The 22,445-nt window shown below is 36.8% G+C and carries 21 protein-coding genes and 1 tRNA gene; 9 read left to right on the forward strand and 13 right to left on the reverse strand.

From position 1 onward, the window contains the following. Nucleotide 1: 1 nt before the first annotated feature. Entirely contained in the window at nucleotides 2–1,186 is a 1,185-nt protein-coding gene (locus RM541_RS03990; RefSeq protein ID WP_311495340.1) for a phosphoglycerate kinase, read from the reverse strand. Nucleotides 1,187–1,333: 147 nt separating this feature from the next. On the opposite strand from RM541_RS03990, the gene RM541_RS03995 reads away from it, so the two are divergent. Next, nucleotides 1,334–2,488, forward strand: coding sequence for a DNA polymerase III subunit (locus RM541_RS03995; RefSeq protein ID WP_311498928.1), 1,155 nt, complete (start codon nucleotides 1,334–1,336; stop codon nucleotides 2,486–2,488). A 142-nt stretch (nucleotides 2,489–2,630) separates the two neighbouring features. Here RM541_RS03995 and RM541_RS04000 read toward each other — a convergent pair whose 3' ends face one another. From RM541_RS04000 to RM541_RS04020, 5 genes are all read right to left on the reverse strand, one after another. After that, the gene (locus RM541_RS04000) at nucleotides 2,631–3,146 is read right to left on the reverse strand and encodes an OmpH/Skp family outer membrane protein (RefSeq protein WP_311498929.1); all 516 of its coding nucleotides are present in this window, start codon (nucleotides 3,144–3,146) and stop codon (nucleotides 2,631–2,633) included. A 235-nt stretch (nucleotides 3,147–3,381) separates the two neighbouring features. Next, complete coding sequence (locus RM541_RS04005; RefSeq protein ID WP_311498930.1) at nucleotides 3,382–4,224, reverse strand: class I SAM-dependent methyltransferase; 843 nt, start codon at nucleotides 4,222–4,224, stop codon at nucleotides 3,382–3,384. A 62-nt stretch (nucleotides 4,225–4,286) separates the two neighbouring features. Beyond that, nucleotides 4,287–6,158 carry a tRNA uridine-5-carboxymethylaminomethyl(34) synthesis enzyme MnmG gene (mnmG, locus tag RM541_RS04010; protein ID WP_311498931.1) on the reverse strand — a complete coding sequence of 624 codons (1,872 nt, stop codon included), beginning with the start codon at nucleotides 6,156–6,158 and terminating at the stop codon, nucleotides 4,287–4,289. A gap of 20 nt (nucleotides 6,159–6,178) precedes the next feature. Then, nucleotides 6,179–6,598, reverse strand: coding sequence for an rRNA maturation RNase YbeY (gene ybeY / locus RM541_RS04015; protein ID WP_311498971.1), 420 nt, complete (start codon nucleotides 6,596–6,598; stop codon nucleotides 6,179–6,181). Then, nucleotides 6,591–9,845, reverse strand: a complete 3,255-nt coding sequence (locus RM541_RS04020; protein ID WP_311498932.1) for a DUF4175 family protein — start codon at nucleotides 9,843–9,845, stop codon at nucleotides 6,591–6,593. The genes ybeY and RM541_RS04020 overlap by 8 nt, the downstream gene beginning before the upstream one ends. A gap of 153 nt (nucleotides 9,846–9,998) precedes the next feature. Here RM541_RS04020 and gltX point away from each other — a divergent pair, with 153 nt between their 5' ends. Then, entirely contained in the window at nucleotides 9,999–11,516 is a 1,518-nt protein-coding gene (gene gltX / locus RM541_RS04025) for a glutamate--tRNA ligase (protein WP_311498933.1), read from the forward strand. A 149-nt stretch (nucleotides 11,517–11,665) separates the two neighbouring features. Continuing rightward, the gene (locus tag RM541_RS04030; protein ID WP_311498934.1) at nucleotides 11,666–12,658 is read left to right on the forward strand and encodes an SPFH domain-containing protein; all 993 of its coding nucleotides are present in this window, start codon (nucleotides 11,666–11,668) and stop codon (nucleotides 12,656–12,658) included. 97 nt (nucleotides 12,659–12,755) lie between these two features. Here the strand turns inward: RM541_RS04030 and RM541_RS04035 are convergent, their stop codons facing one another. The 4 genes from RM541_RS04035 to RM541_RS04050 all read right to left on the reverse strand — a co-directional run bounded on the left by RM541_RS04035 (nucleotide 12,756) and on the right by RM541_RS04050 (nucleotide 15,581). Beyond that, nucleotides 12,756–12,992 carry a DUF6327 family protein gene (locus RM541_RS04035; protein WP_311498935.1) on the reverse strand — a complete coding sequence of 79 codons (237 nt, stop codon included), beginning with the start codon at nucleotides 12,990–12,992 and terminating at the stop codon, nucleotides 12,756–12,758. A gap of 6 nt (nucleotides 12,993–12,998) precedes the next feature. Next, nucleotides 12,999–13,343: a hypothetical protein gene (locus RM541_RS04040; RefSeq protein ID WP_311498936.1), complete on the reverse strand. Its 345-nt coding sequence runs from the start codon at nucleotides 13,341–13,343 to the stop codon at nucleotides 12,999–13,001. Between the two features lie 7 nt (nucleotides 13,344–13,350). Next, on the reverse strand, nucleotides 13,351–13,767 hold the full coding sequence (locus RM541_RS04045; RefSeq protein WP_311495350.1) for a YtxH domain-containing protein: 417 nt from the start codon (nucleotides 13,765–13,767) through the stop codon (nucleotides 13,351–13,353). Nucleotides 13,768–13,898: 131 nt separating this feature from the next. After that, nucleotides 13,899–15,581: a glutamine--tRNA ligase/YqeY domain fusion protein gene (locus RM541_RS04050; RefSeq protein ID WP_311498937.1), complete on the reverse strand. Its 1,683-nt coding sequence runs from the start codon at nucleotides 15,579–15,581 to the stop codon at nucleotides 13,899–13,901. Nucleotides 15,582–15,738: 157 nt separating this feature from the next. Here RM541_RS04050 and folB point away from each other — a divergent pair, with 157 nt between their 5' ends. Both folB and RM541_RS04060 read left to right on the forward strand, forming a co-directional pair. After that, nucleotides 15,739–16,095, forward strand: coding sequence for a dihydroneopterin aldolase (gene folB / locus RM541_RS04055; RefSeq protein ID WP_311498938.1), 357 nt, complete (start codon nucleotides 15,739–15,741; stop codon nucleotides 16,093–16,095). A 49-nt stretch (nucleotides 16,096–16,144) separates the two neighbouring features. Continuing rightward, nucleotides 16,145–16,218: transfer RNA gene (locus tag RM541_RS04060), tRNA-Cys, on the forward strand. 52 nt (nucleotides 16,219–16,270) lie between these two features. Here RM541_RS04060 and RM541_RS04065 read toward each other — a convergent pair. The 3 genes from RM541_RS04065 to rnr are packed head-to-tail and all read right to left on the reverse strand — an operon-like array spanning nucleotide 16,271 to nucleotide 19,902. Next, on the reverse strand, nucleotides 16,271–16,996 hold the full coding sequence (locus RM541_RS04065; RefSeq protein WP_311498939.1) for a LysE family translocator: 726 nt from the start codon (nucleotides 16,994–16,996) through the stop codon (nucleotides 16,271–16,273). A 29-nt stretch (nucleotides 16,997–17,025) separates the two neighbouring features. After that, nucleotides 17,026–17,694, reverse strand: coding sequence for a head GIN domain-containing protein (locus tag RM541_RS04070; protein WP_311498940.1), 669 nt, complete (start codon nucleotides 17,692–17,694; stop codon nucleotides 17,026–17,028). Between the two features lie 6 nt (nucleotides 17,695–17,700). Beyond that, a complete protein-coding gene (gene rnr, locus RM541_RS04075; RefSeq protein WP_311498941.1) occupies nucleotides 17,701–19,902 on the reverse strand; it encodes a ribonuclease R in 2,202 nt (733 codons plus the stop codon). A gap of 229 nt (nucleotides 19,903–20,131) precedes the next feature. On the opposite strand from rnr, the gene RM541_RS04080 reads away from it, so the two are divergent. The 4 genes from RM541_RS04080 (at nucleotide 20,132) to RM541_RS04095 (ending at nucleotide 22,436) form a co-directional block, all read left to right on the forward strand. Next, nucleotides 20,132–20,302 carry a hypothetical protein gene (locus RM541_RS04080; RefSeq protein ID WP_311495356.1) on the forward strand — a complete coding sequence of 57 codons (171 nt, stop codon included), beginning with the start codon at nucleotides 20,132–20,134 and terminating at the stop codon, nucleotides 20,300–20,302. Between the two features lie 32 nt (nucleotides 20,303–20,334). Continuing rightward, on the forward strand, nucleotides 20,335–20,577 hold the full coding sequence (locus RM541_RS04085; protein WP_311498942.1) for a putative signal transducing protein: 243 nt from the start codon (nucleotides 20,335–20,337) through the stop codon (nucleotides 20,575–20,577). 515 nt (nucleotides 20,578–21,092) lie between these two features. Beyond that, nucleotides 21,093–21,527, forward strand: coding sequence for a ribose 5-phosphate isomerase B (gene rpiB / locus RM541_RS04090; RefSeq protein ID WP_311498943.1), 435 nt, complete (start codon nucleotides 21,093–21,095; stop codon nucleotides 21,525–21,527). Further along, nucleotides 21,528–22,436: a cation diffusion facilitator family transporter gene (locus RM541_RS04095; protein WP_311498944.1), complete on the forward strand. Its 909-nt coding sequence runs from the start codon at nucleotides 21,528–21,530 to the stop codon at nucleotides 22,434–22,436. Nucleotides 22,437–22,445 lie beyond the last annotated feature (9 nt).

Below are 22,445 nucleotides of genomic sequence, written 5' to 3' on the forward strand. Positions count from 1 at the left end.
TTTATTTACCTATTGCTTCTATTCCCGGCAAAGATTTTCCCTCCAGCATTTCCAACATTGCTCCACCTCCGGTAGATACATAACTAACCCGGTCTTCCAGACCAAATTTCTTAACTGCCGCGACAGAATCTCCACCACCTACAAGAGAAAAAGCCCCTTTTTCAGTAGCTTCTGCTATGGCTTTACCTAATTCTATTGTTCCTTTTGCAAAAGCATCCATTTCAAAAACTCCCAGTGGTCCATTCCAAAGAATAATTTTAGAATCTGAAATTACTTTTGAAAAATTTCTTAAGGTTTCTGGTCCTACATCAAGACCCATCCAACCATCAGGAATTTCGTCTACACGTTCAATCTGGGTACTGGCCTGTTCAGAAAAACTATCTGCAATAATCGAATCTACCGGTAAATGTACCTGAACCCCTTTTTCTTTGGCTTTTTTAAGTATTTCCAAAGCTAATTCCTGTTTATCATCTTCCACAAGAGATGTACCAATTTTACCTCCCTGGGCTTTAATGAAGGTATATGTCATCCCACCTCCAATGATAAGATGATCAATCTTGTCCAGAATATTTTCAATAACTGTAATTTTTGAAGATACTTTTGCTCCTCCTAATACAGCAGTTACAGGTTTCTCCTTGCTATTTAAAACCTTATCAAGACTTTTTATTTCTTTAGCCAATAAATATCCAAAGCATTTTTTATCGAAAAACTGAGCTACAATGGTTGTAGAAGCATGTGCCCGGTGTGCCGTACCAAAAGCGTCATTCACATATATATCTCCAAACTCAGACAGCTTTTTTGCAAATTCTTTATCTCCTTTGGTTTCTTCATCATGAAAACGCAGGTTTTCAAGAAGCAGAATTTCTCCCGGTTTAAGATCAGAAGCAGCTTTTTTCACATCCTCCCCAATACAATCCTCAACAAACTTTGGCTTTACCCCAATAACCTTGGCTACTTCCTCTACAACATTCCGCAATGAAAACTTTTCTTCTCTTCCTTTAGGTCTTCCCAGGTGCGACATAAGTACCACACTTCCTCCATCTTCAAGAATTTTCAGAATAGTTGGTTTTGCTGCCTCAATACGGTTATTATCTGTAACCTCCAGGTCTTCATTTAAAGGTACATTAAAATCTACCCTTATTAACGCCTGTTTATCTTTGAAGTTGTAATCGTCTAATGTTTTCATCTAATTTTTATTTTTTTCAATCTACACCGCTGTTTGTTTAGCTGTGTTAAATAGAATTATTGATAATTGCCCTTTCTGAGGGCGGTCTTATTACAAATATAATTTTTTCCGAAGATATAAAAGAGCATATAAATTATATATTTGCTTATGCTTTTCTCCAATATAATAGGTTTACCGCACATAAAGAAACATCTTACAACTACTGCAGACAGGAGCAGGATTCCACATGCGCAGTTATTTGTAGGAAAAAATGGCAGCGGAACGCTTCCTATGGCCATTGCTTATGCACAGTATATTCTCTGCCAGAATTCTGAGGGTGAAAATTCCTCCGGAGTTTCATCTTGCAACGTGAAATTTAACAATCTTTCGCATCCTGATCTTCATTTTGCTTTTCCTGTTGCAACCAATGATAAGGTTAAGAGCCACCCCGTTTCTTCCAATTTTCTTACAGAATGGAGAAAATTTGTTGCCTCCAATCCTTATGCAAATCTACTCGATTGGTATCAGGAAATAGGAATTGAGAAAAAGCAGGGACAGATTGGAGTAGATGAAGCACAAGACATCGTGAAGTCGCTTTCCCTAAAATCTTATGAAGGTGGATTTAAGGTGATGCTTATTTGGATGGCTGAAAAAATTAATACTGCGGCGGCCAATAAACTGCTTAAATTAATTGAAGAACCGCCGAATAAGACACTTTTTATCCTGATAACCGAAGATGAGGAACAAATTATACAAACGATACGTTCCCGGTGCCAAACCCTCCACTTTCCTCCTTTAGCTGAAGCAGACATTGCCCAGGCTTTGATAGATAAATATGATTGTGACAAAAGTGAAGCACTAAAAACGGCACATCAGGCCAATGGAAGCTACACTAATGCCATTCACATTTACGAGAAAAAATCTGGTGATGAACAGTTCGAAAAATGGTTTATACAATGGGTTCGAACAGCTTTTAAAGCTAAAGGAAATAAAGCTACTGTTCTGGAATTAATTAGCTGGAGCGAAGAAATTGCCGCTTTGGGAAGAGAAACTCAGAAGAGTTTTTTGGAATTTTGTATAGATTTTTTCCGGCAGGCATTAATGATGAACTATAAAGCCGAAGGTTTGGTTTATCTTTTACCTGAGACACCAGGTTTTAAATTAGAAAATTTTGCACCATTTATACATGGTGGTAATATTATCCCAATTACTCAGGCCCTAGAGGAAGCAGCTTATCATATAGAGAGAAACGGGAATGCAAAAATTATTTTTACCGATCTTTCAATTAAACTTACACGGTTTCTACACAAAAAGGCGGCATAGGGAAAATGGCAATTTTCGGCTCTATTCCTTTAAGAAGAAACTACAGATTAACTTCGCTGCTGAAGAGTAGTGATCCATTCTTTTCAAAATCAAAAAAGCCCCAGTCAAACTGAGGCTTAAATTTTGTAACCAAGAATAATATTTATTCAGTCTCGTAATCTGCATTTAATTTTTCAAGAATTTCTTCAGTTAAATCCTTTCCATCCTTCGCAAACATAATACTGTTAGCAGCATCATTAGAGCCAAAGATGTAGGTATAACCGTTTTCCTGACCATAATCCTGTACGTAATCTTTAACTTTACTTACAATAGAATCTACGGCAGCATCACTTTGGGCGCGTAATTGACCACCCTGGCTTTGTTGCTGTTGCTGTAACATTTGCTGCTGTCTCATTAATTCCTGTTCTTTCTCCTGGCGTTCAGTCTGGCTCATGGTATTCATGTTAGCCTGGTATTCCTGAACTTGTTTTTGAAATTCGCTGGCAGCGGCATCCAATTGTTGTCTTACAGAATCTGATTTAGTTGTAAATTCCGCCTCCACATCTTTCATCTCCTTATACTCCTGAATTAATTTTGAAGTATCAACATATGCTGTTTTTTCCTGATTACAGGAAGTCATAAAAATTCCTAAAACCAGAATTGCTAAAATTTTTTTCATGTTCTTATTTTCTTAAAATTTAATTTGGCGCAAATGTAAGAAAGTAAATAAATATTTCCACTGAAGTCCGATATAAGAATAATAATAGTATTAATAAGAAATAATGATTATTATGCGAACACAAATAAACTTATTCTATAAAAATTCATCCCGTTGGAAGCTTTTTTAAAGCCTTTCTCCCAGAAAGCAGGTCATTATATGTTTTTGCAGACAAAAAGCTTAAATAAAGCTTTATTTAAGCTTTTTGTCTTTTTCTAAAGAAATAAACAAGAGAGGAATATTCAGAAGAGGATCGAGCTTTCATATTTGACTTGAGCCCGGTGTAGAATGCCCGGAAATAATTCCATGATCCCGTTTTATGTTTTTCAGAAAGTAAACTTACATAATAGGAATCGAAAATAAGCGGACGCTTTTCTACCAGCTCAAAGTTGTTGTCAAAAAAAAACGAGGTGAGACCATTTTGAGAAAAATGATAAAGATGGCGGGGCACATCATAACCTGCCCAATATTCTTTATAAAAAGTTGCATCATAACTTTTAAAATTGGGAACAGCTACTATTAAAATTCCATCGTCATTTAATAAATTGTATAGCGAAGTAATTTCTTTTTCCTGATCGGGAATATGCTCCAAAACATGCCACATAGAAATAACGTCAAAGTTAGTATCTTCAAGATCCTTAAAGCTTTTTTCCAAATTCACATCTTTATGAAAAGCCACTCCCCTAGCTGTTTCGTTTGGCTCCACTCCATAAGCTGTAAACCCCTGCTTCTTTGCTTCAATTAAAAAATCACCAGTACCAGCACCAACATCTAATAATTTGCCGGACATTTTATATTTCTTTATCCATCCCAGCTTTTTGTTCAGCATAAAATTTTTTACCCGCTGATATAGTTTTTCTCTAAACGTTTCTTTGGAATCTGTATGGGAAATATAATTGTCACTGGAGTAATAAAAAGAGAGATCTAGTGGAGCAGGTTTTGTTTCAAGAATTTCATACTTATCACTCCAGAAAAGATCGAATTCTTCCCCTGAAACAAGATAGTCTTTACAGGAAAGAAAAAATTTTTGGTCAGCCATAAAGAGAATAAAAATTTAATAATAGAAATTAAAGTCATAGTTCCACGTGGAACAATTTCAAATTATCTTCCCATATATACCAGCAAAACTGAAACATCGTTTGGACTTACTCCGCTTATTCTTGATGCCTGAGAAACTGACGTAGGCTTAATCTTGTTCAGTTTTTCCCGTGCTTCAAAAGACATAGATTTTATCTTGGAATAATCAAAATTCTGCGGGATTTTCATATCCTCAAGTCGGTTGAGCTTATCTGCATTATTCTTTTCCTTTTCTATATATCCTGAGTACTTCACCTGAATTTCTGTTTGTTCCAGCTCCTCTTCGTTAAGATCATGCTCCCGAATATACTCCTCGACCCCGGGAAAATATCGAATATCGGACATAGCTATATTAGGCCTTGAAAAGATCTTGAAAATCTTATCACTTTGCTTCATTAAAGCTGAACTATTATCTTCAAGAACCGGATTAGAATATTCGGGAGTTACACTTTGCTCCTTTAAAAAAGTAACAAACTCCATAGACTTCTTCTTTTTCTCTTCCATGCGAAACATTCGCTTTTCAGAAGCAAGACCTAAATTATAAGAGCGTTCTGTTAAACGAAAATCAGCATTATCCTGTCTTAACAAAGTTCTGTATTCTGCTCTCGACGTAAACATTCGATACGGCTCCTCTGTTCCCTTTGTAATTAAATCGTCGATTAAAACACCAATGTAAGCTTCATTCCTTTGTAATATAAATTCCTCTCTTTCCTGTACTTTTAAAGCCGCATTTATTCCTGCCATTAATCCCTGGCAAGCTGCTTCTTCATATCCTGTCGTACCATTAATTTGTCCGGCAAAGTATAAACCTTCAACCAATTTTGTCTCGAGTGTATGCTTTAATTGAGTAGGCGGAAAATAATCATATTCGATCGCATAACCTGGACGAAAGAATTTTACATTCTCAAAACCCGCTACAGATTTTAATGCTTTAAATTGTACATCTTCAGGTAAGGAAGTAGAGAAGCCATTTACATAAACCTCGACAGTATTCCATCCTTCTGGTTCCACAAAAAGCTGATGCCGATCCTTATCTGCAAAACGATTTATTTTATCTTCTATAGAAGGACAATACCTTGGACCAATGCTTTTAATTCTTCCGTTAAACATAGGTGATCTGTCAAAACCTTCTTTTAAAATTTCATGAACTTCATTAGAAGTATAAGTCATATGACAAGACCTCTGTTTTTGCAGCGGCTTTGTTTCATCCAAATAAGAGAACTTACCAGGATTTTCATCCCCCGGCTGCTCCACCATTTTTGAATAGTCCAAAGACCTTCCGTCTACACGAGGAGGTGTTCCGGTTTTCATTCTGCCAGCTTCAAATCCTGCTTCAATAAGATCTTTTGTTATACCGGTAGCAGCTCTCTCACCTGCTCTTCCTCCACCAAAATTTTTATCCCCTATATGAATAAGCCCATTCAAAAAAGTTCCGTTAGTACATACTACAGACTTTCCTTTTATTTCAAGTCCAAGGGAAGTTTTAACTCCTGTTACTTTTCCATTTTCTATCATTAAACCAGCAACCATTTCCTGGTAAAAATCCAGATTCGGAGTTTGTTCTAATCTCATTCTCCAGTCTTCAGAAAAACGCATTCTATCGCTCTGCACCCTTGGACTCCACATCGCAGGTCCTTTTGATTTATTAAGCATTTTAAACTGAATTGCGCTGGTGTCACTAACCAATCCGCTGTAGCCGCCAAGAGCATCAATCTCTCTTAAAATTTGTCCTTTCGCAATCCCGCCCATTGCAGGATTACAACTCATTTGCGCAATATTCTGCAAATTCATTGTTACAAGAAGAGTTTTGCAACCCAAATTAGCAGCAGAAGCCGCAGCCTCACTCCCTGCGTGACCCGCTCCAACAACTATAACATCATATTCCTTTTCAAACATTCAATTTCTTCTTTTTACAGTTATTGTTCCACGTGGAACAATTCCATTTTTTCGTTTTCTTTTTGTCGCATCAAAGCACTTTCGCTTTCAGATTTATCTTTATATCCACAAAGATGCAACACCCCGTGTATAATAACTCTTTTTAATTCTTCATCAAAATCTACATTATAATCCATGGCATTTTCAGCTACCCTGTCGGTGCTAATGAATATATCTCCTCCCAATAAATTACCTACTGTATTATCAAAACTAATGATATCAGTAAAAGTGTCGTGGTTCAAATATTGTAAATTGATCTTATGGAGATATTCATCATTACAAAAAATAAAACTGATTTCGTCAAGCTTCTTTTCTTCAGAATAAATTACTTTCTCAATCCATCTAGAAAAATCATTCTTATTCTCCAGTTCGAAATCATTTTCTCCGTAAAAATTAATCACTCCCTCCATCAAAATATTGCTTTACTTTTACCTTGTAAATTTGCCGCAAAGGTAAGATTTGTCGATTTAAAATTTCTGTGGAATTAAAATATTCTTTTGCCTTAAGATTTTGATCTTTAGCGTCATTATTGAACTCCCTGATATTACTTTCTGAAGTCCTTTTATTATCCTCCCCCTGTTGTAGTTTGGCATCCTGGAACTTCATTAATTCATGTTCCAAATTCAACATTCTCTCAAGGTTTTGAGGATCAAACTTTTTTTCCAGAAGTTGTTCTTCCAGTTCTTCCATGTCTTTCCTCAACTTATCTCCATTCCCGTTATTCCCTTCTTCTTCCAATAACCTTTCCAGATTTTCCCGTAACTCCATTTGCTGTTTATAAATCTCAAAAAGATTGCCATTCATACCTTCGCCTCCTTCACCATTACTCTGCTGCCCTTCTCCTTCCTTTTGACCTTTTTGTTCCCCTTTCATACCTTCCTTCATCTCCCCCATCAAATCCTGCTGTTTCTTGATAATGTCCATCAATTGCATTTCTTCTCCGCCTTTACCCTTTCCCATTTTCGGATTTGCCTGTTGCTGCATTCCCGAAAGAATCTGACTTAAAAGATAAGCTAGGTTGTTGGACCTGGTAACCACATATTGTTGACTCGCTGTACCCTGAGAAATCTGATTTTCAGATAAACGCTCTAAAGCCTTGTCAATATCATATTCTATATCTGTTAAATTTGAGGTGATTTCCTCGTTAATCATAGGATTTTTTAAAGCCAGTGTATAGAGGCTATCGTCAATATGATTGAAATGTTCACGTAAAACACTTTGCCTTTTTAGCCTCGCTGCATAAACAGGATTGTCCTGATCTATCTCCTGAAAATTATTAAGAAGGTTCTCCTGTTCAAAAGAAAAAGTGACCAGGTTATCCAGAATCTGCCTTAATGTTTTAATATCAGCATCCAACTGTTCGCCTTCCTGCTGCATACTTTGCATCTGCATCTTTTGGCTCATCTCCTGCATTTTCTTAGCAGCATTTTTCTGCTTTTCCTTTGCGTTTTCTTTATTTCCCTGTTCTAATTCTTCAGAAGCTTCCTTCTGTTCCTTTTCAATACTTTCTTCATCCACTTCTTCCCTTTCCAATTCTTTAGGAGATTTTAAGGCTTCATTGTCTTTTTCCAATTGATCCATTTCTTTCCGAAACTCTTCAAATTTCTTGGAAACTTTTTCCTGCGCCTCAGCACTGTTCTCCTCACTCTCTGCTAAACTTTCCTGCTCTTCGGCGAGTTTTTCTAAATCCCTGCTCAACTTTTGCTTCTTTTCCTCTATATAATATTGTTTGGTAAGTTCAAGCAACTGTTCCAGGTTTCGTTTTTGATTCTGATTTTGCTTCGATAATTGCTCCAGCTTTTGTCCCAGCTCTTCACGATTAATTTTCTCTGCAATTTCCTCAAGTTCTTTTAAAAGTTCCTCATTTCTTTGAAGCCGTTCTTCATTTTTATCTGTTCTTCGCTCCAGTTCCTGCCGAAAATTGTCATTTTTATCATCTGTCTTTTCCAGGCTCTTTTTTAGCTTTTCAGAATAGTTTTGCATTAACTCCGATTGTCTTTTTTGCCTGTTGATGAAGTCTTCGATTTTCTTCCGCTGATTATAATCTAACTTTTCATTCTCCTTCTGAAGCCGTGAAATTTCTTCCAAGTCCAGCTCAGACTTTTCCATTTTCTCCAGTCCCTGAGATAAATTTTCTATGTACTTTCCCTGATTTTGAAGTTTTTCAGCTTCAATTTCCTCCAAAAAGCGTTCTCTGTAGGAAAAAACTTCACTTGTAGTGCTTTTAGCACCATTTATAGCATCATTATCATATACCCTGAAGTAATAATCGTAGTTATAACCCCTTTCCAGACCTATCTCTCCAGGAAAAGTGAGCAGGAATTCATCAAAATTCTGAGAGGAGGCCGAAATTTGCCAATTTTCGGCCTCCTCTTCTTTTCCCTCTTTGTAATAGACAAATTCTAGTCTGGAGAGTCCGTAATCGTCAGAAATCCTTCCGCGTATATAACGGGTGGTATTGTCCAGACTGTCAATTTTCTGCTCTACCTCAATTTCCGGATACTCATCTTTAATAACTTCAATTCTATACTGAAGTTTTTCGTAATCATTTATCTGTTCATTCGATGTACTCAGTTCGTACGGAAAATCAGAAAAAACCTGCTGATTATAATCAAAGACTGGTTTCGTTGAAGAAACAGAGACCACGGTATCTGCGTATTCCAGGTTAACCTGCTTTGTGTTTCTCGTATTAAATTTCCAACTGATTTTAGTTCCTTCAGGAATACTAGCATTCCCGGTTCCGGAAATAATTTCATCCTTCTTTCCTGTATAAGCAGGGTAATCCATTGCCATATCAAAATTCAGCAACTTTGGAACTTCTATTACTTCAACTTCATAAGTTGGTGATTTAACTCCATTACTGGAAATATGAAAATTGACATTTTCACTCAATCTCTTAAAAGTAAATTCAAACAATCCGGGAGTTTCAGATTTGAGAAAATAGGTTTGATCATTAAAATGAATAGAAACATTTTCGGGTATCACTTTCCCGGTAGTTTCCACCAGCAAACGCAAATCCTTATCCTCTTCCACCTTTAGATTCTTATTTTGAATATGGAATAGAAATGGTGCCGGCGGTTCGTAGGCGGTATTGTAATTACTTACCCGCGCATAACTTTCAGAAAAAAATGAAGAATTACCGGTAAAAAGTAATGCCAGTACAATTACAACCGGAAAAATGGCAAATTTCGCATACCTCAAACTGCTCTTATAATTTACTGCAGAAGTAAACGGAACAGGCTGAAGATCTTTGGCCTTTTGATCTATACTCGCCAAAAGAAGATCGGACTGGCTGCTATTATTTTTAAGCTGAAGGATATTAAGAAGTTTATCATTCACTTCAGGAAAGTGCCGGCCTATAAGTCTGGATGCCTCTACTTTATTTAAACCTTCAGAAAGTTTAAGTAATTTAAAAAGCGGAATGAGGATAAACTTGGCAAGCAAAAGTGCTTCAACGGCAATAAAAAGCCAGAATAATACCGCTCTTCCGAAGCTATTGAGCCAGAAGAAATATTCTATCCCAAGGATAAGCAAAAAATAAAGAAGACCAACCGTAACAAAAAGAATAGCACCCTTCAGTAATAAATTGAAATAATACTTACGTATAAAACCCTCCAGCTTCTCCTGTATCTTCTTAAAATGATCCATCTTCCCTCCTTCTGTTTAAACAACAAAATTACAATAAATTTAGATCAATTAATTCAACCTGAATATCTTATGAATTTTACAGCAAAACTGAAATTCCAAATGATTTAGGATTGCATAATTAAGGTTGTATCTTTGCTGTTAAAATCTAATTCTATGGCCACTAAAGTGCGTGTACGTTTTGCTCCCAGTCCAACAGGACCTCTACATATAGGCGGGGTGAGAACAGCTTTATTTAATTATTTATTTGCAAAAAAACATAAAGGTGATTTTCTTCTTCGCATTGAAGATACAGATCAAAACCGATATGTTGAAGGTGCTGAAGATTATATTGTTGAAGCCTTAAACTGGTGCGGAATTCCGTTTGATGAAGGTCCCGGCAAAGAAGGCGATTTTGGTCCTTACCGCCAGAGTGAGCGGAAAGAAATGTATAAAGAATATGCTGAAAAGCTGATAGCTTCCGGAAACGCATACTATGCTTTTGATACTGCTGAAGCGCTTGATGATCATAGAAAAGACCATGAAGCCAAAGGAAAAACCTTTATTTACAACTGGCATAACAGGGAAAAACTGTCAAATTCTATCTCACTTTCAGAAAAAGAAATTCAGGAAAAACTGGATGCGGACGAGCCTTTTGTGGTACGTTTTAAATCTCCTGAAAATGAGACTTTGCATATAAAAGATGAGATTCGAGGTGCAATGGAGATAGACACCAGCATTCTGGATGATAAAGTTTTGTACAAGAGTGATGGCATGCCCACTTATCACCTGGCAAATATTGTGGACGATCATTTAATGGAAATTACTCATGTAATTAGAGGTGAAGAATGGTTACCGTCCCTGGCTTTACATATAATGTTATATCGCGCCTTTGGCTGGCAGGCTCCTGTTTTTGCGCATTTACCACTTATTCTAAAGCCACAGGGAAAAGGTAAACTGAGTAAACGTGACGGTGATAAAATGGGATTCCCCGTATTTCCACTGGAATGGAAAGATCCAAAATCTGGTGAAATTTCTTCAGGATATCGTGAAGAAGGATATTTTCCCGAAGCAGTGACCAATATGCTTGCCTTTTTAGGCTGGAATCCGGGTACCGAAAGGGAGTTCTTTAAGATTGATGAACTGGTAGAGGCTTTTGAGCTTTCCCGTGTACATAAAGGAGGAGCAAAATTTGATCCTGAAAAAACAAAATGGTTTCAGCAACATTACCTTCAGGAAACAGATAATACCTTTTTAGCTTCTGAATTTCAGAAGTTACTCAAGAAAAAAGGATTTTCTCCGGAAGAAGATTATGTAAAAAATGTGGTGGATCTTATAAAAGAACGCGCTGTTTTTGTTGAGGATTTATGGGAGCAGGGACATTTCTTTTTTACTTCCCCTACCTCCTACGATCCAAAGAATTCTAAAAAAGCCTGGAAAGAAGATACCGGCGCTTTAATGGAAGAACTTATTCCTGTACTGGAAGATACTGAAGACTGGACATCTGGGAATATTCAGGAAACCGTAAAGGAATGGATTGGGCAAAAAGAAGTCGGTTTTGGAAAAGTGATGCAGCCTTTCCGTCTTGCCCTGGTAGGTGCAATGCAGGGACCAGACCTTTATGTAATCGCTGAATTTATTGGAAAAGAAGAAACAATTACCAGAATTCAAAAAGCAATTTCCACACTGGAATAAAAATTTTTTAAAAATTAAGAAGCGTCTCGACTCCGCTCGACATATCAAACCCGGACTAATAATCCGGGTTTCTTATTCACTTTTTTTGCCACTGCACAGTCAGCCTTTATTTGCTATCTTTCAGAGATAATTTCTAATTCTCACAGATAATGGCAGGCTACATCTTATTACCCTTACTTGGACTAATTGTTCTTGTAATCATCTTTTCAGGAGTATTTACCGTAAAACAACAATCTGCAGCAATTCTGGAACGTTTCGGAAGGTTTTTAAGCATAAAAAATTCCGGTCTGCACTTTAAAATTCCAATTATCGACCGTATTGCCGGCAGGATAAACCTGAAGGTGCAACAACTGGACGTACTTGTAGAAACAAAGACAAAAGATAATGTTTTCGTTAAGCTGAAGATTTCGGTACAGTTTCAGGTAGTAAAGTCAAACGTATATGACGCGTTTTACAAGCTCGAAAGTCCGCACGACCAGATAACAGCTTATGTTTTTGACGTTGTGCGCGCAGAAGTACCTAAAATGAAGCTGGATGACGTTTTTGAGCGTAAAGACGACATTGCAGTTGCCGTAAACCGGGAATTGAACCAGGCGATGCAGGATTATGGGTATGATATTATTAAAACTTTGGTGACAGATATAGATCCCGATGTTCAGGTTAAAGCCGCAATGAACCGTATAAATGCTGCGGAAAGGGAAAAAGTAGCAGCGGAATTTGTAGCTGAAGCAGACAGGATAAAAATCGTTGCCAAAGCCCGTGCAGAAGCAGAGAGCAAGCGCCTGCAGGGACAGGGAATTGCTGACCAGAGGCGTGAAATTGCCCGAGGACTCGAAGAAAGCGTAGATGTCTTGAACAATGTTGGGATAAATTCTCAGGAAGCATCTGCCCTTATCGTGGTGACACAACATTACGACACCTTACAAGCCATTGGAGAGCAAACCAATAGTAATCTTATTTTATTACCGAATTCGCCGCAGGCTGGTAGCGAAATGCTGAACAATATGGTTGCATCATTTACTGCCTCTAATCAGATAGGCGAAGCAATGAAGGAAAAGAACAAGGAAAATTTAAAGAAATCTACAGATACAGATACCATCTACCGGGAAACGGAAGATGATGAGGAGGACAATCGATCCTAGGTCTCGCTACCATAGAAAGCAAAGTTCAAAACCAGAAAAGCCTCTGAAAAGAAAATCAGAGGCTTTTTTATATTCTAGTTTTTGTTCAGCTGTTTTATTATTTCTTTGAACTGGCAACCAATTTCTTAATCCCGAACATTTTAGAAAGCGCCTTCAAAATAAGAGCTTTTTGTATCATAGATCCAAACAGATCACTTCCAAGTGCGGCAGGAGAAATATTAGATTTCACCTGATCTACACTGAGCCTTACTTCTTCCTTATCAATATCTGTCTGAAGCTTTAATATTTTTAAATCTCTGTCTATCTGATCGTAAGAAGTATATTTCTTTCCCATAATAGGTTATTTAAAAAAGGATTCAGACGCTTTAGTTAAAATCACCCGTCCAATCTTCTTTCTTAGAAGTACTATAAGAATTACCAGCAAAACGTAAAATCCACCTACAATCCAGTAACCTGCACTGGGGGAACCAAGTGCTACACTTATAGCAATAGCGCCTGCAATTGAAATAAAAATTAAAGCGAAAACACCGAAAAAGAAAATGAGTAAAAGATTCACAACAGCTGTGACTCCTTTTACTCCTCCTTTAAAGGCTTTAAGTTTATAGTACTCAGCATTGCTATCTGCAAAAGACCGAGCATCTTTCTTAAGTTCCTCTATACTGTCGCTTAATTTTTCAAATGCCATAAGCTAATTATACTACGGCTTTTCCAGTGGTACCTCCTCCTACTGCGGAATCTCCGGCTTTAACATGACTCGAAGTATCTGAACTACTACTTTTAGCATCCTTCTGCAATCTTGCATTTTGTTTTCTTAATTCTTCAAGTTTTGATTCCATTGCAGATAAGATATCATCTGCCTTATAACTGGCTGAAGAAAGAGTTTCTTCAAGTCGGGTTTCAAAATCAGTGCGAGCTTTTTTTGCTTTTTCTGTTAAATTAGAAGAAGTCTCTTTATATCGTTTATTTAGATCCTTTTGAGCTTTTTCAGCATCTTTTTTAATCTTCTTTCTGGTTTCTTCCCCACTTCCGGGAGCATACAACAATCCTACTCCTGCTCCAATAGCAGCTCCTGTAATTAATGCGAGTAAAGTGCTTCCTGTATTTGCCATAGTTCTTGTGTTGATTTAGTTATTACTAAACACAAAGATAGGATATAAGCCGTCCTTACCCTGTTAATAACCGGTTAATATGTATATTTCCTTTGCTAAAGTCTTCTTAAAACCAGGCCCTTAGGATAAGTTTAATTACCCGACTTCTTAGCCCAGGAATCACGTAGGGTGACGGTTCTATTAAAAATAAGCTTTTGCTTTGTTGATTCTTTATCCACACAAAAATAACCTATACGCTGGAACTGAACTTTTTCTTCCACACCGGCTTCCTGCAAACTTGGTTCCAGGTAACCTTTGATAACCTGTAACGATTCCGGATTAATGAGATCTACAAAATCCTTCTCTTTATCAGCATCTGGTGTTTCTTCAGAAAAAAGACGATCATAAAGCCTAACTTCAGCTTCAATAGCGTGTTTTACAGAAACCCAGTGTAGTGTTCCCTTTACCTTCCGAAGTGATTCGGGGCTACCGCTTCCGCTTTTACTTTTAGGATCATAAGTACAATGAATTTCCACAATATTACCATTATCATCTTTAATAACTTCTTCACCTTTGATGATATAAGCGTTTTTTAGCCTCACTTCCTTCCCTAATGTAAGCCTGAAGAATTTGCGGTTAGCGCTTTCCTTAAAATCTTCCTGCTCAATATAAAGCTCCCTCGAAAATGGCAATTTTCGTGTACCTGCACTCTCATCTTCAGGATTATTTTCTGCTTCCAGCCATTCTTCCTTCCCTTCCTCGTAATTGGTAATCACAAGTTTTACGGGATCTAAAACGGCCATCACACGTGGTGCAGTTTTATTTAAATCTTCTCTGGCACAAAACTCCAGGTGGGCAACATCAATTATATTTTCGCGCTTCCCTACTCCAATAGATTCAGCAAAATTGCGAATAGAATCAGGTGTATATCCTCTTCTTCTTAAACCTGAAATAGTCGGCATTCTTGGATCATCCCAGGATTTTACCACTCCTTTTTCTACAAGCTGCAACAATTTTCTCTTGCTAACTACAGTATGACTTAAATTTCTACGGGCAAATTCTCTTTGTTTAGGTTTAAGTTCTCCTGGTTTACTCACTTTCTCCACAAACCAATTATATAATTCCCTGTGCGGAAGAAATTCCAGCGTACAGAATGAATGGGATACCCGCTCGATGAAATCGCTTTCACCATGCGCCCAGTCGTACATAGGATAGATTTTCCAGGAATCTTTTGTACGATGGTGATTCTTATGTAAAATCCTATACATCACGGGATCTCGCATTAACATATTTGGAGAAGCCATATCTATTTTAGCCCGTAAAACGTGAGCACCTTCAGCTGTTTGGCCATTCTTCATTTGTTCAAACAACTCGAGATTCTCTTCTACGGAACGGTTTCGGTATGGGCTTTCCTTTCCAGGCTCTGTTGGTGTACCTTTTTGTTCAGCAATAGCTTCTGAAGCCTGACTGTCTACATAAGCGTGACCTTCTTTGATAAGTTCCACCGCCCAGTCATAAAGCTGCTGAAAATAATCTGAAGCATAACATTCTTTTGCCCATTTAAAGCCTAACCATTCTACATCCCGCTTTATGGCATCTACAAATTCCTGTTCTTCCTTAATAGGATTGGTATCGTCAAAACGTAGATTAACAGGAGCATTATATTTCTCCCCCAACCCAAAATTAAGACAAATGGACGAGGCATGGCCTATATGCAGATATCCATTGGGTTCTGGTGGAAAACGAAATTTCAGATCTTCTTTTTTATATTCAGATTTTAGATCTTCTTCTATAATTTGCTCAATAAAGTTGAGGGATCTTTTTGCTTCAGACATAGTTGTATATAAATAATGAGCAAAGTTACCAAAAATAAGATGTCCACGAATATTCGGGAAGGATAAGAATATATTATTTTCTTAAATTTTATCAGAATTAAAGAACCAAAATCATAGCAGAAATATCTTCAGCAGTTATATTTGTAAAAAAACAGAGGTGGGAAAAATAAAGCTTAAAAACATTAGAGTATTTGCTTATCACGGTTGTCTGGTCGAAGAAGGGAAAATAGGAAGCGATTACCGGGTAGATTTAAGCGTAAAAGGAGATTTATCCCGTTCTTCCAAAACTGATGATCTTGGTGACACTATAGATTATGTGCACTTAAATAAAATTGTAAAAGAAGAAATGGCCATACGGTCCAAACTACTTGAAAATGTGGCAGAAAGGATTATCAACCGAACTCTTAAGGAAATTTTGCCTGTGCAAAAGGTAAAAGTTGAAGTTTCTAAAATTAACCCACCAATTGGCGGAAATGTGGCGATGGTAACAGTTAGCAGGACTAAATCCCGTTAGATATTAGTTTTAGAACTTAATTTTTTATTACATTTGCCATCCAGAAAATGGCATCGTGGCCGAGTGGCTAGGCAGAGCTCTGCAAAAGCTTGTACAGCGGTTCGAATCCGCTCGATGCCTCCAGAAAGCTTCCTTTTAACCGAGGAAGCTTTTTTCTTTTATGACATTTCCGATACTAAACATCAAAATGCTTTGTAATGATATCCCGAAAATTGCCATTTTCGGCAATAGTTTCGATCTGATCCTTAATTTCACCGGCCTGATCTGGAAAAGCTCCCTGGAAAATAAGAATCCCACCAAAGAAAACAAGTAAGACACTAATACCCCGCTTCATAAAATAAATACGGTTAGGAGTTAACTGGTGATTCAGCTTTTTTGCCAGAAGAATTTTCAGGATATCAATAATTAAATATGTTCCCAAAACAGAAGAGAAAAAAATGATAATCCTGTTGGTTTCCATGTTCATTTTTGGTGTAAAAACAATGACCAGGCCCAGCCAGAAGCCTAAAACCCCCACATTTATAAAATTTAGTAAGAAACCTTTGGCTGCCAGGCCTAAATAATCACTTTTACTGAGTTTTCTAATTTCAGGAGTTTCTTCTTCCTCCCTTTGAAAAACTTTTTTTGTCCGAATAAAACTCATCAGGCCATAGGTGGTAAGAATAGCACCACCAAATACAAAAAGGGCGGGATCATCTTTGATGCTATTGAGCAGTTTACTGGTACTGAAGTATGCAATAAAAATAAAGACTATATCGGCCAATAAAACTCCGAAATCCAATGCCAGCGCAGCCCGGAAACCTTTTAAAGCCGCAGTTTCCAGTAATACGAAGAAAACGGGTCCAAACAAAAAAGCCAGAAAAAGACCTAATGGTAAACCTGCTAATATATCCTGTAACATAATTTCAATATGTTCCGCAAACTAAAGCTTTAGTTTTTTCTTATAATTTTTCCACCAAGTAGTGTTTGCTTATCTATAACTTGAGGATCACCGTAAACGTTCACAGTTCCTCCTGCCCTCACCTTGGCCGTAACTTTATTTGAGGCGTAAATATCTCCTACCCCGCCGGCACTAATTTCAATTTCTACATTTTCAGATTTGAGATTTCTTCCGTAAAACTTTCCTCCTGCCCTAACGGTGATTTCCTGGGAATTGGCTTTACCTTCAACATCTATTTCTCCTCCCGTAAAAGCCTTGGAAATCAAATCCTCAACATCAACATCAGCAAAAATTAAAGATCCTTCCTGCACTTGTAATTCTAATTCCTGTTGTTCTATTTTGCCCTCTACACGTATTACTGAGCTTTGGAAAGAATTCAGTTTTTTTAAGTCACTGTAATAAATTTGAATCCTGGTATTGTCACGTTTCCAAATATTATCCAGTCTCATTTTTACCTTAAGAACTCCATCTTCAGCAGTTATTGAAACATCTTCCTTACTCTCCCCGTCTACAACAGCTTTATTAGTATCAGCACGAATGAGTTCAACTTCTAATCCGTTATAAACTTTAACTTCGGAAAAATTCTCTAATTCCTGAGTAATTTCCTGCGCTGAGATTATATTACTTAACAGCAAAAACAGAAAAGTGATCTTCTTCATTCAACATTATTTATTTTCAACTTCTTCTTTTAATCCAAGTAAATTAAAATCCAGATGGCGCTTAAGTAAATCTGCATTTTTAACGTTCACATAAACTTCATCTCCCAACTGGTAAACCTTTTTAGTTTTTCTGCCCACCACAGCGTAATTTTCTTCATCAAACTCGTAATGATCATCTTTTAAATCTCTTAGCCTGATCATTCCTTCACATTTATTCTCAATAATTTCCACAAAAATACCCCAATCTGTCACGCCAGAAATTACTCCTACATAATCTTCATCCTGGTGGTCCTGCATGAATTTTACCTGCATATACTTAATGGAATCTCTTTCTGCACTAGTTGCCAAGCCTTCCATATCACTGCTATGGTGACATTTTTCTTCATATTCATCCTGGTTTGCAGTAGGATTGTTATCAAGATAACGCTGTAGTAATCTATGCACCATCACATCTGGATAACGCCTTATGGGTGAAGTAAAGTGTGTATAATAGTCAAAGGCCAATCCATAGTGCCCAATATTTTCTGTACCATAGTACGCTTTACTCATCGTCCTGATGGTAAGGGTGTCTACCATGTTCTGTTCTTTTGTGCCCTGCACATCCACCAATAGCGAATTTAAAGAAGAAGCAATGGAATTCTTATCCTTCAGATTAAGTTTATGCCCAAATTTGGAAACTATGGTTTGCAGTGAGGCAAGTTTAGAATCATCGGGTTCATCATGGCACCTGTAAACAAAGGTTTTTTTGGGATCCTGTTTCCCAATAAATTCTGCTACTTTCCTGTTTGCAAGCAGCATGAATTCTTCTATAAGCTTATTTGCATCTTCTGAAGTTTTAAAGAATACTCCAATAGGTTCATTTTGCTCATCAAGCTGAAATTTTACCTCAACTTTATCAAAAGATATAGCGCCTTCCCTCATTCTACGTGAGCGCATCTTTTTAGCCATTGCGTTGAGCTCTAAAATTGCTTCTACAACATTGTCATTGGCTTTATAAGCATCTTCTTTAATGGAAACGCCCGCAGGAATATCACCGCCACGAGTTTCTATAATATGTTGTGCTTCTTCGTAAGCAAAGCGGGCATCAGAATAGGTTACTGTTCTTCCAAACCATTGATCCACAACCTTTGCATTTTTATCCATTTTAAAAACTGCTGAAAAGGTGTATTTTTCTTCATTAGGTCTTAATGAACAGGCATTGTTGGAAAGAATTTCCGGTAACATAGGCACTACCCTGTCCACAAGATATACTGAAGTTGCCCTTTCATAAGCTTCTTCATCCAGAATGGTACCGGGTTTTAAATAATGGGAAACATCTGCAATATGGATACCCACCTCAAATTGCCCATTATCGAGCTTCTGAAAGCTGAGTGCATCGTCAAAATCCTTAGCATCTTTTGGGTCTATGGTAAAAGTAAGTACATCTCGCATATCCCGACGCTTCTTGATCTCCGACTCCTGGATAGAAGTATCTATTTGATTTGCAAATTCTTCAACTTCTGTTGGAAAATCATGCGGAAGACCGTACTGAGCTAAAATGCCGTGAATTTCTGTCTGGTGTTCTCCAGGTGTGCCGAGCACTTTAGTTATTTTTCCGAACGGAGAATCGGCTTTATCGGGCCAATCTTCCATTTCTACAACAACCTTGTCACCATCTTTTGCATCTTGAATTTTGTTTTTCTGAACAAAGAAATCAGTATACATTTTGGCGTCATCTATCCTTACAAACCCAAAATCTTTTTGAAGATCCAGAATTCCTACGAATTCTGTTCTTTTTCTGTTAATAACCCTGGTTACTTCACCTTCAGATTTCTTTTTTCTTCTGTTGTTATAGATATAAATTTCTACTTCATCTCCATGAAAAGCAGTATTGAGATCATTCTGAGGAATAAAAACGTCATCTTCCAATTCTTCAACCATCACATATCCATATCCCTTTGTAGTCATATCAAGTTTCCCCTGATAATAATTTTTACGGCCTTCAATTTTGAACTTACCACGCTCAACCTGTTCAATTTCTTTTTTTGCAGCTAATTGAGCAAGCTTTTTGGTTATTTGATTCCTGCTTCCAGGATCATCTACTCCCAGGATAGAAGCGATCTGCTTGTAGTTATATGTTTTACCTCCGTTTTTACGTAAGATATTTATAATTTTCCTGGATAAGTCACCAAGATCTTTAGTGGAGTTGTTTCTCTTCTTTTTCTTCATAAAATAATTAAACGATAAAATTACAGCTTAAAAGTAACATTAAAGATTTTTGAAGGCAAAGTTTTATGAAAGCCCTTAACAGGAAGTACGTAATTGTAATCCTCAGACAGTCAAAAGGTAACTAAGTAAATGAACTACAGAATTACCGGAAAACGTTATAATAATCTTAAATAAATACTAAATTTGTATTTAAATCTCTCCCCAGGTTGTGACATTTTAAAATAAGAATATGGGCCTGAGTAAATCTAATAAAGTTTCACTTCTTTTCTTTTTCATCTTCATTTTAGGAGTGATAGGATTTATTGCATATATCAATATTTCACTAAATAAAAATTCCAGCGCAGATCCTCTTTTCTCTCCTGAAGATCTGCAAAATACGTCTTTAACTATTCAGGATTAAGTAGTATATTTAGAAGGCTATTCTTTCCTGCCATGAAAAATTTTACCTGCCTTGCAACTTTCACTTATCCTTATGAATATTTGGTAATCCAGTCTGTTCTCAAACAGGAAAACATTCGTCATTTCTTTCAAAATGAGACTCTTATAGGCATCTTTCCTTATTACTCAAATGCTCTGGGTGGAGTTAGACTCATGGTACATCCTGAAGATGTCGAAGAGGCTAAAAAAATTCTTGATTCCTTCCAGGACAGATCTTCTCATTTGAAAATAGTTTAGTTGTTAACACCTATTATATTATTATTTATTTCTTCTTTTTTAAAAATCTAAAAATGTAGATTATTATGGTGTGTTAATTTGTAGAACAATTTTATAGGTAATTGTTTGGTTTTTCACTTGTGATTTTTTCATAACAGTTTATCAACAGGGATAATAAAATATAAAGTGCTGATAGTCTTAATACTTTAAGATTTACTTAACAGTTGTCGATATTCAAATGTTAATAGTTTTTCTTTATTCTTTTCCAATAAACAGATGTTTATAAGACGAATTTGACTGCTGATAAGTTGCGCAAAAAATGACAAGTTATTTTTTCATTTATCCGTTTAATTTTTGCTATTGAAATTATTTCCGGCTCCACCAAATTAGTTTGTTAGATTCTGGTCCCGGGTTATCCACATAGTGTTGTCAATTAGAAGTAGCTGAAAATAAAGGGATTTCAAAAAGTAATTAACAATCGAAAAAGCGGAGGTTAATAAGGCTTTTTTTACCTTTGTTTCTCTAATCAAATAAAGATGAAAATAGCAATAGGAAACGATCACGCAGGTACTACGTATAAAGAAAAAGTAGTACAATACCTTGAAAATAAAGGTATTGAAGTTATTAACTATGGAACAGATTCTGAAGAAAGCGTTGATTATCCAGATTTTGTACACCCGGTAGCTAAAGATGTTAGTGGTAAAAAGGTGGATCTTGGGATTATAATATGTGGTAGTGGGAACGGCGCAAATATGACTGCCAATAAACACCAGGCTATTCGCTCTGCACTTTGCTGGACTTCAGAAATTGCAGAATTAGCCCGTAGTCACAATAATGCAAATATACTTAGTGTCCCTGCCCGCTTTGTCTCTGTACACCAGACTATAGATATGGTTGATACTTTTTTAAATACCAAATTTGAAGGAGGACGGCACCAGGAGCGAATTAACAAAATACCTTCAAAAGAATAAATGGGGCATTCTCATAGCCATAACCATTCTCATGAGGTACAGGGGAAAAACCTGTTGATTTCTATTCTTCTTAATATAGTTATTACAGTTGCTCAAGTAATAGGTGGAGTGGTGAGTGGCAGTCTTGCCCTGCTTTCTGATGCATTGCACAATTTTAGCGATGTTATATCGCTTATAATTAGTTATATAGCAAATAAACTAGTAAAAAAGGAAGCCTCTTTAACCCGTACCTTTGGATTAAAAAGAGCTGAAATAATTGCGGCATTTGTAAATGCAGCTACGCTAATAGTTGTAGCTGTGTTGTTAATTAATGAAGCGATACATCGGTTTCAGCAGCCGCCAGATATAGATTCCAGTCTTGTTATATGGCTCTCATTACTTGCTATAGCTGGCAACGGTTTTAGCGTTCTTCTTTTAAAAAAAGATAGCAGCAGCAATATGAATATGCGTTCTGCTTATCTTCATCTGCTAACAGATCTTATGGCTTCTGTAGCAGTTTTGATTGGTGGTATTTTAATGAAATATTTTCAGTTATACTGGATAGACAGCGTTCTTACCCTGGCCATAGCGATTTACCTAATAATAGTTGGATGGGATTTATTAAAATCTTCCGTAAGGGTACTAATGTTATTTACACCAGATGATCTCGCCCTTGAAGAAATTGTAAAGAGAATCAATGAAATTCCTGAAGTTAAGAATGTGCATCATGTACATGTTTGGCAGTTAAATGAAGAAGAAACGCATCTGGAAGCTCATATAGATTTTAATGAAGATATTTCACTCTCTCAATTCGATATTATATTGGATAAAATTGAGGATTTGGTTTACCACGATTTCAACATTAACCATGTGAATATACAACCGGAATTTGGAAAGTGTGATGTTAAAGATCTTGTTGTACAGGATTAAAAATTGAAA

The organism is Autumnicola psychrophila (assembly GCF_031846645.1).
Taxonomy (GTDB): domain Bacteria; phylum Bacteroidota; class Bacteroidia; order Flavobacteriales; family Flavobacteriaceae; genus Autumnicola; species Autumnicola psychrophila.